Raw genomic sequence first — 13,956 nt, forward strand, 5'->3', positions numbered from 1 at the left:
AGGTTGTGGATCAGCTGTGCCTGACGTAAGTGGCAGGTCCCGGTTTGGCATCGTGCCGCTCCCTACAATTGGCCGATGCCCGCCAATCCCCGGTCCGCCCGAGTCGGAGCCGCGCAATGCTGATCGGCGTCATCGCGGCGTTGGTCGCCTGCTTCAGCTACGGCACGGCGTCGGTGCTGCAGTCCCGTGCGGCACGACAGGAAGGCGAGGCCGCCGTCGCCGCTCCGACCTTCCGCTCGACCGTGACAGCGATCCTGGCGCCCCTGTTCCTCGCCGGCATGCTCCTGGACGGGCTGGGATTCCTGGGCAGTCTGGTGTCGGCGCGGCTGATCCCGCTGTTCCTGTCGCAGACCATCATGAGCGCCAATCTCGCGGTGACCGCCGTCTTGAGTGTGCTGGTGCTCGGGGTGCGCCTGCGCACGCGCGACTGGACCGCCATCGCGATAGTCCTTGCGGCACTGTGTGTCCTCGGTTTCAGCGCCGGTGAACTCGGCACCGAGGTACCGGGCAGGCACATGCACTGGAGCGTCCTGGCGGCCGCGGTGCTCATCTTCGTCTTCGGGGTGGTGCTCGTCCGGGTGCTCGGCACGAAGGCTGCGGTGCCGGCCGGCTTGATCGCCGGGATCCTGTACGGCGCCATGGCTGTTGCGGTGCGAATCGCGCACGGGCTGGACCCGTTCCAGTGGCACACGCTGGTCTCCGACCCGGCGGCGTGGGCGGTGCTGGTCGCCGGCGGCGGCGGCTTCTACCTGTTCACCGTCGCACTGCAGATCGGTTCGGTGAACGGTGTGGCCGCCGCACTCGTCATGGGGGAGACGGTGATTCCCGGAGTGGTCGGTGTCCTGCTCCTGGGCGATGTGGCCAAGCCCGGCCTCGGGTGGCTGGTCGGGGTTGCCTTCGCCACCGCGGTCGCCGGTGCGGTCGCGATCGCGATCTTCGGTGCGGCAGAACAGGAACCGGCGGTTTAGTCCTCCTTGCGGATCAGTCGCCCGAGAGCCTCGCGGTCCGGTGCCAGCAGTTCGTCGATCCGCGCCTTGTTCACGTCGGCGACGATGATCTCGCCGACCTCCTGGTAGACGTTGCTGAACAGGCCGTGCGACTTCATCTTCTCGGTCTGGTAGATGTTGTCCTCCGTCGGCGTCACGTAGTAGACGATCTCCGACTTGAACCGGTGGATCAGCCACACGTGGATCAGATCCATGAGCCGCTTCTGCCGCAGCTTCTCGGCGAAGGTGTTCTGGTCGCGCACCGTGAGGATGTTGCGGCCGTAGCGGTCCTTGATCGGGTCGACGACGACGTTCGCCAGTGGCTCGTCACCGCTGCCGTAGATGCCCAGATCCAGGACGTCGGAACCGGCGCGGCGGGGACGCAGCTGCACGTGCAGCTTCTCGCCGATCTGGTAGTGATCGCTCCACATGGCCAGCCACTCTTCGAGCAGCTTCTTGGGCACCTCGGTCTGAACCAGGTGCTGATGCTGCGTGGAGCCGGCACCCATCGCCTTGGTGGTCGCGGTCCGGCCCGACGACGCGGCCAGCGCGGCATCGCTGCGCGGCCCGCCGACGAGGGTTTGCGGTGTGCGGTAAGGAGATTCGACGAGCCGCATCTTGCGTTGCAGCCGGGCCAGTGCCAGCATGCCCTCCTGGCGCAGGGATGTTGCGAACTCCTCGCACGCGACACCGTCCACCTGGTGGCCGCCGTAGGTGATGAAGTTGAAGACGAACCCCATCTTGCCGAGTTCTTCTGGGAATGCCCGCATCTCGTCGTCGGTCATGCCGGTGGTGTCCCAGTTGAACGACGGCGACAGGTTGTACGCCAGCATCTGGTCGGGGAATTCGGCATGGATGGCCTCCGCGAATTCCCGGGCGTCGGCCAGGTCCGCGGTCTTTGTCTCCATCCACAGGATGTCCGCGAAGGGCGCGGCCGCAAGGGATTTCGCGATCGCGTACGGGATGCCGCCGCGCACCTGGTAGTAGCCCTCGGGGGTCTTGGCGAGCTCGCAGTCCCACGCCACGTCGGCGCCGAGTTCGCGGGCTTTCTCCCGCGCCGCGTACAGCGACGCGCGGGCCGCGAACTTGCGCCACTCCTCGGGGCTCACCGTCGTGGCCTCGCCCTCCTTGGCGCGGAACTGCAGCACTTCGGCCACCGCCTCGCAGTAGGTGTTCAGGCCCGAATCCGCCTGCCACGCCTCGACGAACTTCGACTCGACCTTGTCGAAGACCGAGTCGACGGACTGCCCGGAATTCTGGTCCCAGGAGGCGGCCGCCTCGTCGATGAGGCCCGCAATGCCGTGGCTGTCCAGCCAGGCCTCCGCGGTGGCGTACTGCCCTTCGGGCAACGCGTAGAGCAGGTGCCCACGCAGATCGGTGACACCCTTGTCGTGGAAGCGGCGCACCATCGCCAGGAAACACGACTTGTAGGACGGGATGTTGAGATTGGTGGCGCCCAACAGGAACGGCTGATCGCGCTCGTCGGCTGCACTGTCGATGAGGTTGGCGGCCTCGGCGTCGGTGCGCGCCACGATGATTCCCGGCACACCCATCATGTCGAGCTGGAAGCGCGCGGTGTTGAGACGCTTGAGCTGTTCGTCCGACGGCACCAGCACCTTGCCGCCCTGGTGGCCGCACTTTTTGGTACCGGGCCGCTGATCCTCGATGTGGTAGCCGGGGACGCCCGATTCGACGAAACGGCGAATCAGGTTGCGTACGTGGGCATCTCCACCGTGGCCGGTGTCGGCGTCAGCGATGATGAAGGGCCGGTAGTCGATCGCCGGGGTGGCCGCCCGCTGTTCCTCGGTCATCTGCAGGCGCAGGTACTGCTGGTTGCGGTCCGCGGTCAGCAGGGCGCGCACGAGGCCGGCGGCCTCGTCGGGCACCTGGCTCAGCGGGTAGCTCGCCAGGTCTGGCCCGGGGTCCTCGCTGATCGAGCCCTTTGCCGAGGTGGCCCAGCCACCGAGGTAGATGCCTTCGATACCGATCCGCTTCATCACCACGGCCTGGCCGGGGGAGTACGGCCCGAACGTCGTGATGCTCTTCTTCTGCGCGAACAGTTCGCGCAGCCGCGGATAGAACGCCTCGGCGGCCTGCCGGGCCACCGGGTAGTCGGACGGGATGGTGCCGCGCTGTTCGACGACCTGCCGCGCGGTGTAGAGCCGCGTGATGCCGTCGAAACGGGGGCTGTCGAAATACTCCTGCACGTCGGCGACGTTCTGCTCGAAAGACGTCGCAACTGCTTCGAGAGTCATGGACTGCTCCTTGCTGAGCTTGTTTCCGATGAGCTCTCCGAGCCTATCGCCGCGGGGCGGCCGTGAATACGCGATCAGACATTCACATCGAAGCCGAGGCCGACGTCGCAGGCGGCCTGGCCGCCCCGGATGCCCCAGTTCTCCAGCGCGCTCTCGCGCAGCAGGATCGTGATGTGGTCGGCCGGAATGTCGAAGGCGGCAAGGCGGCCAACGATCTCTCTGTACAGCTCGCGCTTGGCCGCCACCGACCGGCCGGCAAAACAGTCGATGGTCACCAGGGTGTACCGCTCGGGGTGCGCGAGATGCGGCGCGTGCGAAACCCGGTGCGGCTCATGGGCCACCAGCCGGACGTGTTTGTCGCCGACCGGGATCCGGAACGCGGCGACCAGCGCATCGTGGACGGCGTCGATGAGGGCGACCTCATCGGACCGGCTGTACTGGCGTCGGACCTCGATCAGGGAACTCGGCATGGCGCTGATCGTCACACCCGGCGGCCGTCAGCGCACCTGAATTTCCGCTTCGGTCGCCGCATCGAACCGGACGCGGTACACGGCGGGCCAGTACTTGCCCGTGATCAGGAACTGTCCGTTTCCGTCGGGCCCGCCGAGGTGCGCGATGCCGTTGAGCACCCCGGCTTCGCCGTGCCAGGCAGCCTCGCGCAGACCGGTGGCGTACACGACCGCCCTGACGACGCCGGTGGCGGCGTCGACCTCGATGATCTGGTCGGTGGGGAACACGTTGGCCCAGATCCGGTTGCCGACGCAGTCGAGGCTGTTGAGCCCCGGCACTCGAATTCCGTTGTAGGTCACGGCCAGAGTGCCGGTTTCGCGCATGTCGTCGAGACGGTGAACGCGCAGTACCGCGGACCCGTCGCTGCGGATCAGCCGGTCGCCGGCGCGGCACAGGCCCCAGCCCTGACCGTCGAGCGGTACCTCCCGCAGCATGGTCAGCGTGGCCTTGTCCCACTCGATGGCGACGCCGTTCTCGTAGGTCAGCTGCCACAGGTGCGCGCCGGCGTCGGCGATGCCCTCACCGAAATAGGTGGGCGGCAGCGGGACCACGCGACGCAACTGGCCGGTATCGGCGTCGAGTTCGCGCAGCTCGGATTTTCCTTCGAGACCCGTGCTCTCATACAGCGTCGCGCCGTCGACGAACATGCCCTCGGTGAAGGCGACGGGGTCGTGATCGAACCGTTCGAGTACGACGGGTTGGAGTCTGGCGACCTGATCGGCCGCGGCGGTGGGGATCCCCGCCACCACGATCAGGAGCGTGCCGACGGCCGTCAGCGTCACGGCGGTGATCGCGGCGGTGTGTTCCTGTACCCAGTGGCGCATCCGCTCCAGGCCCTTCTCGGCGTACCGCGAGGCCACCAGGTGCGCCACGATGGGAGCGGCGGTGGTGGATCCGGCCAGGGCGACGAAAAAGCCGATGGCACCGGCTTTTTCGGTGGGTGCGGTCAGCAGGGCGTCGATGGCCACGCCGCCCGCGACGCACGCCAGGATGAACTTCGGGTTCGCGACGGCGAAGACCAGTCCGGTGACGCCGGTGACCAGTGGCGACGCGGACTGCAGCCGGGTCAGCCAGCCCGTCGCCTGCGCGTAGTGCCTGCGCCGCAGCCACGTGACGACACCGAGCACGACCAGCACGATGCCGATGCCGAGCTGCAACCGCGAACTGGTCGCGGCGGCGTGCGACTGCCCGACGGGCGAGACCAGCACCACTGCGCTGATGACGGCGGCCATCCCGACGAGCCACCCGCAGAGGTAGGTCAGGCCGGTGCTGCGGGGCCGGTCCGAGTACAGCAGGAGCAGCACCGGCGGCAGGACCGCCATCGGGGACAGCGCCACGATGAGCGCGTCGGGGATCAACCACGTCACACGAGCCATCCTGCCCAAGTGTCCGCCCGGCGCGGACGTCCGGCCGGTGATCGGGCAGGCTGGAGCACACGATGGCACCCCGCATATCTCTCTTGGACGACCCCGCCGACCTGTCCGCGCTGCGCGCGACGGGCGCTGACCCCGACGAACTGCTGGCGTCGTTCGCCGCGTGGGCCGAGGAGTCGGGGACCGCGCTGTACCCGGCGCAGGAGGAGGCCCTGATCGAGCTGGTGAGTGGCGCCAATGTGGTGCTGGCGACGCCGACCGGCTCGGGCAAGTCGCTGGTGGCCACGGGCGGGGTGTACTTCGCCCTGGCGGCGAACCGGCGCAGCTACTACACCGCGCCGATCAAGGCCTTGGTCAGTGAGAAGTTCTTCGCCCTGTGCGACGTCTTCGGCGCCGCCAACGTCGGCATGCTCACCGGCGATGCCGCGGTCAACGCCGGCGCGCCGATCATCGCGTGCACGGCCGAGATCCTCGCGAACATCGCGCTGCGGGAAGGTGCCGACGCGGACATCGGGCTCGTGGTGATGGACGAGTTCCACTTCTACGGTGACCCCGACCGCGGCTGGGCCTGGCAGGTGCCGCTGCTGGAACTGCCCAGGGCCCAGTTCCTGTTGATGTCGGCGACGCTCGGCGACGTCACGGTCCTGCGTGAGGACCTCACCCGCCGCACCGGCCGGCCGACGGCTCTGGTGGCCGGCGCCGAGCGCCCGGTGCCGCTGTTCTACAGCTACGCCACCACCGCGATGCACGAGACCATCGCCGACCTGTTGCAGACCAAGCAGGCGCCGATCTACGTCGTGCACTTCACCCAGGCCGCCGCGCTGGAGCGGGCGCAGGCGCTGATGTCGGTCAACGTGAGCACCAAGGAGGAGAAGGCCGCCATCGCCGAGCACATCGGGGGCTTCCGCTTCACGACGGCGTTCGGTTCGACGCTGTCACGGCTCGTGCGCCACGGCATCGGCGTGCACCATGCCGGCATGCTGCCCAAGTACCGGCGCCTGGTGGAACAGCTCGCCCAGGCCGGGCTGCTGAAGGTCATCTGCGGCACCGACACCCTCGGCGTCGGCATCAACGTGCCGATCCGCACCGTCGTCTTCTCGGCGTTGTCGAAGTACGACGGCACCCGTACCCGGCTGCTCAATGCCCGTGAGTTCCACCAGATCGCGGGCCGCGCCGGGCGGGCCGGCTACGACACCGCGGGCACCGTCGTGGTGCAGGCCCCCGAGCACGAGGTGGAGAACCTCAAGCAGTTCGCCAAGGTCGCCGACGATCCGAAGAAGCGCCGAAAGCTGGTGCGCCGCAAAGCGCCCGACGGCATGGTGCCGTGGGGTGAGAACACCATGAAGCGCCTGGTCGAGGCCGCGCCGGAAGCACTCACGAGCAACATGCGGGTGTCCACGGCCATGATTCTCGACGTCGTCGACCGTCCCGGTGACCCCTGTCTGGCCATGCGCCGGCTGCTCGGTGAGAACCATGAGCCGCGCAAGAGGCAACTGCGGCACATCCGTGAGGCGGTAGGGATCGCGCGCTCACTGCTGCAGGCCGGCGTGCTGGAACGGCTGGCCGAACCGGAACCCGATGGGCGCCGCTACCGGCTCACGGTCGACCTGCCGCCCGATTTCGCACTGAACCAGCCGCTGTCGACTTTCGCGCTCGCTGCGGTCGAGCTGCTCGACCCGGATTCGGAAACGTTTGCGCGCGACGTGGTTTCGGTGATCGAGGCGACGCTGGAGGACCCGCGCCAGATCCTGGCGGCCCAGCTGAAGAAGGCCCGGGGTGAGGCCGTCGCGACGATGAAGGCCGAAGGCATCGAATACGACGAACGCATCGAACTGCTCGACGACATCACCTATCCGCGTCCGCTCGATGAGCTGCTGACGCACTGCTTCGAGGTGTACTGCCGGAGCAACCCGTGGGCCGCGGACGGGCACCCGGCCCCGAAGTCCGTCGTGCGCGAGATGTGGGAGCGGGGGCTGACGTTCAAGGAGTACGTCAGTGCCTACGGCCTGACCCGCACCGAAGGCGCGGTGCTGCGGTACCTGTCCGATGCTTTCAAGGCGCTGCGCTCCGGAGTACCGGCCACCGCCCGGACCGACGAGTTCACTGACATCGTCGAATGGCTGGGTGAGCTTGTGCGCCAGGTCGATTCGAGCCTGCTCGACGAATGGGAGCAACTGACCAGCGCCGATCAGGTCGACGAGGTGGCGGTCATGGCGCCGGTGCGGCCGCTCACCGGCAACGAGCGGGCATTCACCGCTATGGTCCGCAACGCGCTGTTCCGGCGCGTGGAGCTGTGGGCCCGGCACCGCTGGGACGAGCTCGGGGCCCTGGACTCGGGGTCGGGGTGGACGGCGCAGCGCTGGGAAGAGGTGGGGGAGCAGTACTTCGCCGAACACGAGGACATCGGCACCGGGGCCGACGCGCGCGGCCCCGCGATGCTGATCTTCGACCGGGCGCCCGACGTGTGGCGCGTCCGGCAGATTCTGGACGACCCGGCGCACGATCACGACTGGGGCATCGACGTGGAGGTCGACCTGCGCGCGTCCGACGAGGACGGCGCGCCGGTCATGCGGGTCGTCGATGCGGGGCTTTTCGGTAGCTGAGCGCGCTTCTCGGGCAGACTGGGCGCATGACCGCCCCTGCCGCCGAGCCCGTCAGCGGCACCCGTGGGTTCCTGCCTGCGGTCGAAGGCCTGCGGGCGGCCGCGGCCCTGGGTGTGGTGCTCACGCATGTGGCATTGCAGACGGGCTACACCGACGGGGTTGCCGGCCGGTTGCTGGCGCGCTTCGACCTGGCGGTGGCCGTGTTCTTCGCGTTGTCGGGTTTCCTGCTGTGGCGTGGTCACGCCGCTGCGGCGCACGGGCTGCGACCCGAACCGGAGGCGGCGCCGTACTACCGGTCCCGGCTGGTCCGGATCATGCCCGCGTATCTGCTGACGGTGGTCGCGGTGTTGACCCTGCTGCCGGACGCCCACCGCGCGGACCGGGCGGTGTGGCTCGCAAATCTGACCCTGACGCAGGTCTTCGTCCCCAAGACGCTGATCGCCGGGCTCACGCAGATGTGGAGCCTGTCGGTCGAGATGGCCTTCTATCTCGTGGTGCCCGTGTTGGCGATCCTGGTCGCGAAAGTGTCACTGCGCCTGCGCGTTCCGGTGATCGCGGGCGTGGCGCTGCTCAGTTTCGGTTGGGGTTATCTGCCGATCCCGGCGTACCACGGGGCCAATCCGCTCAACTGGCTGCCGGCCTACGCCTCGTGGTTCGCCGTGGGGATGTTGTTGGCGGAGTGGATGTTCCGGCCGTACGGCTGGGCACATCGGTTGGTTCGGCAGCGCTCGATCCTGATGGCGGTGGCGGTCGTCGCGTTCCTGGTGGCGGCATCGCCGCTGGCCATGCCCGGCGGCCACCAGCACGCAACCCTCGGCCAGTTCATCGTGCGGACGGCGCTCGGGGCCGTCATCGCCTGGGCCCTGCTGGCGCCGCTGGTCCTGGACGTCCCGGACGGCCGGCACCGGGTACTGGCCAGCGCCCCGATGGTGACGCTCGGCCGCTGGTCGTACGGCCTGTTCCTCTGGCACCTCGCCGCCCTCGACATGGTGCTCGCCATGATCGGGCAGACGACGTTCCCCGGCGCGCTACCGGTCGTGATGGTCCTGACGACGACGTTCGGCTTCGCGGTGGCCGCGGTGAGTTACGCGCTGCTCGAGGAGCCGTGCCGGCTGGCGCTGCGGCGCTGGGAAGCGTGGCGGCAGGCCACAGTGACGGTCTGACGCTTCAGGTGGTGCGGTGCAGGAACCCGTGCAGGGTGGCCTGCACCAGTTCGTCGACGATCGCGTCGCGCGACGGCGGGGCGTCTCCGAAGAGCGTCGAGCGGAGGGCCACCATCCCCACGATCATGGCCACCGTCGAATGCGCGGCCAGGTCGGGTTGGTCCGAGGTGAGGCCACGCAGCTGCATGCCCTCGGTGCTGATCCGGCCCAGTGTCGCGAGGGCAGCCCGGATGTCGGCGAGGCCGGCACTTTCCATCTCGTCACCGAGGTCTTCGGCGGCAACGAGCGTGAGCAGCAGCCCGCGGTGTTCGGCGAGGACGTCATAGAGCTGACCGACGAAATGCCTTGCCAGGGTTTGTTCATCGGTGTCTTCGGGCCGCAGGGTCTGCCAGGTGCGGGCGAAGCCGTCGACGAAGTCGGTGAACGGCAGCACGATCGCCTCGCGGAACAGGCCTGCCTTCGAACCGAAGTACCGGAACAGCAGGTGCTCGGTGACGCCGGCCGCGTCGGCGATCTCCCGCGTGGTGGTGCTGCGATAGTCCTTGCGGGAGAAGAGGTTCTGCGCCTCGGCGAGCAGTAGCCGACGGGCCTCGCCGCGCGGGCGGCGGGGCGTGGGCGTAGCTGTCGGCGTTTCGGGCAGGGCCACGGTGTTCAAACATAGCGGCCCTTGACGCTCATTTTGTGGATAGTGTCTACTATCCAAAACTCTGGTTCTCCCACCAGAAAGGACCGCGATGGGCGCAGTCGTCATGCTCGGCACATTGTTCGGGCTGGTGCTCGGGGTCTACGCCGCGGTGCTGCGGTTCGATCCGCAGGCCCGTCGTGGCACTGACGGTGGCGAGCCGCGATGAATTCCGGGCTGACACCGCTGATGACGACTGCGATCGCATTCGCCTACGTGGGCGGACTCGCCTTCGTGCTGCTCGGGGTCTACCTGAGCGTGCGCCGTCGCCGGTTGCATCCCCTTCTGCTGCTGTGCATCTCGGCACTGTCGTTCTCGTGGATCGAGGCCCCGTATGACTGGGCGATGTATGCGCAGTTCGCGCCGGCCATTCCGCGGATGCCGGCCTGGTGGCCGCTGAACATGACGTGGGGTGGGCTGCCGGCGCCGGTCCCGATCGGCTACATGTCGTACTTCGCGCTGCCCGCGGTCATCGCCGCGGCCATCGGCCGATGGCTCTGCCGCCGCTGGCAGTTGCGCCAGCCGACGACGATGCTCACCGTCGGCCTGGTCGTCGGCTTCTGCTGGGCCTTCGCGTTCAACGCCATCCTCGGGGCCCGGCTCGGCGTGTTCTACTACGGCCGCGTCATCCCGGGTCTGGGCCTGTGGGAGGGCACCCGGAACCAGTACCCGATCTACGACTCGCTGGCCATGGGCATCCAGATGATGGTGTTCACCTACCTGCTGGGCCGCACCGACGGCACGGGGCGGAGCGTCGTCGAGGTCTGGGCCGACAAGCGGGCGGCCACGCGAACCCAGTCCGCCGTGCTGTCCGTCGTCGCGGTCGTCGTGGTGGGCAACCTGCTCTACGGCGCCGTGTTCGCGCCGCATCTCGCGACCAAACTGGCGGGCTGGGTGACCGCCGGACCCGAGGCCGAGCTGTTCCCCGGGGTTCCCAATCAGCCGATGACAGGACGGTAGATGATCGAGGCCGAATTATATTACGACCCTTTCGATTACCTCATCGACGACGATCCGTACCCCATCTGGGCGCGGATGCGGGCCGAGGCGCCGTTGTACTACAACGAGAAACACAATTTCTACGCACTGAGCCGTTATGCCGATGTCGCGCAAGCACTTCCGGACTGGAGCAGTTACCGTTCCGGGCGCGGCACCACGGCGGACATCCTGTTCAGCGGCATCGAGGTGCCGCCCGGCATCCTGCTGTTCGAAGATCCACCGTTGCACGACCTGCACCGCCGGCTCCTGTCGCGGGTTTTCACGCCGCGCCGGATGCTCGCGGTCGAGGGTCTGGTGCGCGAATTCTGTTGCCGCGCCCTCGATCCACTGCGCGACGCCGACGGCTTCGACTTCGTCACGCAGCTGGGCGCCGTCCTGGCGATGCGGACGATCGGATATCTGCTGGGCATACCCGAGTCCGATCAGCAGATGATCCGGGACGGCACCGACGAGCGCATCGCCGTCGGGTCCGACGGCAGTGGCGGCGACGTCAGCGCGGCGATCTTCCAGGACTCGATGGTGGCGTTCGCCGAGTACATCGACTGGCGGGCACGCCATCCCTCCGATGATCTGATGACCGATCTGCTCACCGCCGAGGTCGAGACAGCCGATGGGGTGCAGCGGCCGCTCGAGCGCGGCGAGGTGCTGGCCTACACCGCGATGATTGCCGGCGCCGGCAACGAAACAAGCGCCCGGCTCATCGGATTCATGGGTCAGCTCCTGGGCGAGCACCCCGATCAACGGCGCGCCCTGGTGGCCGATCCGGCGCTGATCCCGGCGGCGGTGGAGGAGACGCTGCGCTTCGAGGCGCCGTCGCCGGTGCAGGCTCGGTACGTGGCACGCGATGTCGAATGGCACGGGCGGCGGGTGGCCGAGGGCTCGTACCTGTTGCTGCTCAACGGATCGGCGAATCGGGATCATCGGCACTTCGCCGACCCGGACCGCTACGACATCCACCGCCATGCCGGGCATCTCAGTTTCGGCCAGGGCATCCACTTCTGCCTCGGTGCGGCGTTGGCCCGGCTGGAAGCGCGCGTCGCGTTCGAGGAGGTGCTCGCGCGGTGGCGCGACTGGGAGGTCGACTACCCGAATGCGCAACGGGCCCGGACCTCGAGCGTGCGCGGCTGGGCGCGGATGCCCGTGAGAACCGTACCGACCTAGAGTTGCGGTGTGCGATTCAAGCGTCAGGGGCCGCTGGACCAGATGAACGCCGCGGTGGCCGATCTGGAATTGCCCGAGGCCGTGTACAAGACGTGTCCGTGGCAGCCGCGGGATCTCGTGACCGAGGGCCTGCGGCAGTGGTTGCGGTGCTGCGGCGCGGCCATGCGGGACGGTCAGGTGATCGGTATGCCGTCGCACGCCGTCGACGAGGCCTGGCACGGCCTGATTCTCTGTACCGCAAGGTATTCGGCGTTCTGTGACGCGGCGTATGGCCAGTTCCTGCACCATCATCCCGAAGGCGGGGCGCCCGCCGGTGCCGTCTCGGAGCCGATGCACGAGCAACTCCGTCGGACGGTCATCGCCTGGGAGAAAGTCGCCGGACCCGATGAGGTCTGCGTGCTGTGGGACCTCGACGAACGGGTCGGCGTCGACAAACCGTGGGGAATCGCGGCGGCGCGGGTCGAGGAAGTCAGGTCGGCATACCGGGCTTTTCAGGTCCGAACGAGATGACGGGGGCCGGTACACGCGATAGCCTGACCCGTTACGGACGCCGGTGAAAGGACAGACGAGCATCTTGAAGACCGAGCGACAGCGTTTCCAGCCGCCAGTGATCGTCGGCGGCATTCTGCTGGCCGGTGCGCTCGCTGCGGCCGGTCCGGCTGCGGCGGACCCCGCCACACCGACGACACCCGCACCCGGTCAGCCGGTCGTGGAGCCCGCGAGCGGTCCCAGCGGCCCGGTGGCCGCGCCGCCGATCGGCGCTCCGACGGTGCCCGAGCTGCAGGACCAGACCTACGGCGCGGGAAGCACTCCGGGCCAGCTCGGCTACCTGCGGGACATCTGGCACACGTTCCACAGCGGCAACCCGATCGAGGCGCTCACGATGCCGCCCGAGGAGGCCCCCGGGCCACCGCCCGGTGCGGGGCCGGCGCCCAAACTGCCCCCGGGCTTCATCTCACTGACCGATCCAGGGTCGTCGAACCCGATCGTCGACACCGGACCCAAGACCGGCGGACCGGCGCTGCCTCCGGGCTATTACCCGTTGAACGGCCCGCCGCCGCCCGGGTATTACGACGCCCCGGGTTCGGCGCCGGCGACCCCGGCTCCGGGTGGTCCCGGCGCGGCACCACCGGCTGCCGGATTCGCGCCCACCCCATCGCACTGAGCGCGCGGGGTAATGTGATTACACACGCTAAGTAATCACAGAGGAGCATGCGCATGTCGACCGTCAGAAAGACCTTGTCCGCCGCAGCCGTCGCCGGTTCGCTCGCCGCGGCCGCGCTCGGCATCGGTATGCCGCTGGCCGCCGCTCAGCCGCCGCCACCGGCGCCCGGACTGGGTGAGGAGCCGCCGGCGTGGGCCCCGAAGAAGCCGGCTGAGGCGTGGGACGGTCAGCCCGTGGTGTGGACCTCGGCATGGGGAGGTCGCTGGGGCGTCTGGATCAACGACGGCTTCATCCCGCTGACGTCGAACCCGGTCACCAACGGCGGATAACCGCCGTCGTCACCATCGTGCTGCGACGTTGGTACCGATCTGGTTGGCGATCTGGACCGCCGTGTCCGCCGGATCGGGACTGCACGTGTTGATGTCGATGATGACGTTGTTCTTGTGTGCCAAGGCGCGGCCGCACGCCCAACCGGGTGCGGCCGCGTCTTGCTCTGTAGAGACCACGCTGAGTGTGTCGTGCGCGTTGGTGATCGGCCCGACGGACCACTGCGACTGACTCTGCGTGTGCGTGTACTGCTTGCACGCCGGCCACAGCTGCGCCGACGTGTTGAAGAACTCCTGCGCCTTGTCCTGCGTCGGGAACAGGACCACAGCCTGCTTCAGGTAGTGGGTGAACTTGTCCCCGTCGTTCATGCTCTGCTCGCGCTCGGCCCAGAAGCCACTGCCCGCATACACCGCGGCTTCTGCGGCGCCGTCGATGACGAGACACTCGGGCGGCGCCATCGTGGCACTGTTGTCCGACATGGTGGCCTGGGCGCTGAGCACCGTCATGGCCGCCGACCCCATGGTCGCGTTGACCTGCTCGGGGCTGAGCAGCAGACCATCCAGTTCACGTTCGACCAGGGGCCGGGCCACGAGCGGCGGCGTGGTCACCGGCACTGCCGTGCCCGCGGTGCTACCACATCCTGCCGTCAGGGCAGCGACCATGACAACGGTGACGGTGCCGACTGAGCTGCGCATATATCCTCCCGTCGCGGCAGCGGCGACCTACTGACAT

Annotated in this window: 13 protein-coding genes; 8 read left to right on the top strand and 5 right to left on the bottom strand. The window is 68.4% G+C overall.

The window, feature by feature from the left end; translation table 11 throughout:
• The first annotated feature begins 116 nt into the window (after window positions 1-116).
• Window positions 117-968 carry a hypothetical protein gene (locus ACJEIK_RS14045; RefSeq protein ID WP_061005513.1) on the top strand — a complete coding sequence of 284 codons (852 nt, stop codon included), beginning with the start codon at window positions 117-119 and terminating at the stop codon, window positions 966-968.
• Here the strand turns inward: ACJEIK_RS14045 and aceA are convergent.
• The 3 genes from aceA to ACJEIK_RS14060 all read right to left on the bottom strand — a co-directional run bounded on the left by aceA (window position 965) and on the right by ACJEIK_RS14060 (window position 5,118).
• Complete coding sequence (gene aceA, locus ACJEIK_RS14050) at window positions 965-3,241, bottom strand: isocitrate lyase ICL2 (protein ID WP_064857639.1); 2,277 nt, start codon at window positions 3,239-3,241, stop codon at window positions 965-967. The genes ACJEIK_RS14045 and aceA overlap by 4 nt on opposite strands.
• A gap of 74 nt (window positions 3,242-3,315) precedes the next feature.
• The gene (locus ACJEIK_RS14055; protein ID WP_061005550.1) at window positions 3,316-3,711 is read right to left on the bottom strand and encodes a tautomerase family protein; all 396 of its coding nucleotides are present in this window, start codon (window positions 3,709-3,711) and stop codon (window positions 3,316-3,318) included.
• Between the two features lie 27 nt (window positions 3,712-3,738).
• A complete protein-coding gene (locus tag ACJEIK_RS14060; RefSeq protein ID WP_204158460.1) occupies window positions 3,739-5,118 on the bottom strand; it encodes a glutaminyl-peptide cyclotransferase in 1,380 nt (459 codons plus the stop codon).
• 71 nt (window positions 5,119-5,189) lie between these two features.
• Between ACJEIK_RS14060 and ACJEIK_RS14065 the strand changes: the two genes are divergently transcribed.
• Window positions 5,190-7,727 carry a DEAD/DEAH box helicase gene (locus ACJEIK_RS14065; RefSeq protein WP_061010290.1) on the top strand — a complete coding sequence of 846 codons (2,538 nt, stop codon included), beginning with the start codon at window positions 5,190-5,192 and terminating at the stop codon, window positions 7,725-7,727.
• Between the two features lie 26 nt (window positions 7,728-7,753).
• Entirely contained in the window at window positions 7,754-8,890 is a 1,137-nt protein-coding gene (locus ACJEIK_RS14070; protein WP_061010292.1) for an acyltransferase, read from the top strand.
• A 4-nt stretch (window positions 8,891-8,894) separates the two neighbouring features.
• Here the strand turns inward: ACJEIK_RS14070 and ACJEIK_RS14075 are convergent, their stop codons facing one another.
• On the bottom strand, window positions 8,895-9,536 hold the full coding sequence (locus tag ACJEIK_RS14075) for a TetR/AcrR family transcriptional regulator (RefSeq protein ID WP_234785484.1): 642 nt from the start codon (window positions 9,534-9,536) through the stop codon (window positions 8,895-8,897).
• A gap of 201 nt (window positions 9,537-9,737) precedes the next feature.
• Between ACJEIK_RS14075 and ACJEIK_RS14080 the strand changes: the two genes are divergently transcribed.
• The 5 genes from ACJEIK_RS14080 to ACJEIK_RS14100 all read left to right on the top strand — a co-directional run bounded on the left by ACJEIK_RS14080 (window position 9,738) and on the right by ACJEIK_RS14100 (window position 13,226).
• Entirely contained in the window at window positions 9,738-10,532 is a 795-nt protein-coding gene (locus ACJEIK_RS14080) for a spirocyclase AveC family protein (RefSeq protein WP_061003672.1), read from the top strand.
• Window positions 10,533-11,732, top strand: coding sequence for a cytochrome P450 (locus ACJEIK_RS14085; RefSeq protein WP_061003671.1), 1,200 nt, complete (start codon window positions 10,533-10,535; stop codon window positions 11,730-11,732).
• Window positions 11,733-11,741: 9 nt separating this feature from the next.
• Window positions 11,742-12,242, top strand: coding sequence for a hypothetical protein (locus ACJEIK_RS14090; RefSeq protein ID WP_082762033.1), 501 nt, complete (start codon window positions 11,742-11,744; stop codon window positions 12,240-12,242).
• A 64-nt stretch (window positions 12,243-12,306) separates the two neighbouring features.
• Window positions 12,307-12,897, top strand: coding sequence for a hypothetical protein (locus ACJEIK_RS14095; RefSeq protein ID WP_234785485.1), 591 nt, complete (start codon window positions 12,307-12,309; stop codon window positions 12,895-12,897).
• A gap of 53 nt (window positions 12,898-12,950) precedes the next feature.
• Window positions 12,951-13,226: a hypothetical protein gene (locus ACJEIK_RS14100; protein WP_061003681.1), complete on the top strand. Its 276-nt coding sequence runs from the start codon at window positions 12,951-12,953 to the stop codon at window positions 13,224-13,226.
• A gap of 9 nt (window positions 13,227-13,235) precedes the next feature.
• On the opposite strand, the gene ACJEIK_RS14105 is transcribed toward ACJEIK_RS14100, so the two are convergent.
• A complete protein-coding gene (locus ACJEIK_RS14105; protein WP_061003667.1) occupies window positions 13,236-13,919 on the bottom strand; it encodes a sensor domain-containing protein in 684 nt (227 codons plus the stop codon).
• Between the last annotated feature and the right edge of the window lie 37 nt (window positions 13,920-13,956).

The sequence above is a fragment of the Mycobacterium sp. SMC-16 genome, from assembly GCF_046250085.1.
In the GTDB taxonomy this organism is placed as follows: Bacteria; Actinomycetota; Actinomycetes; order Mycobacteriales; family Mycobacteriaceae; genus Mycobacterium; species Mycobacterium phocaicum.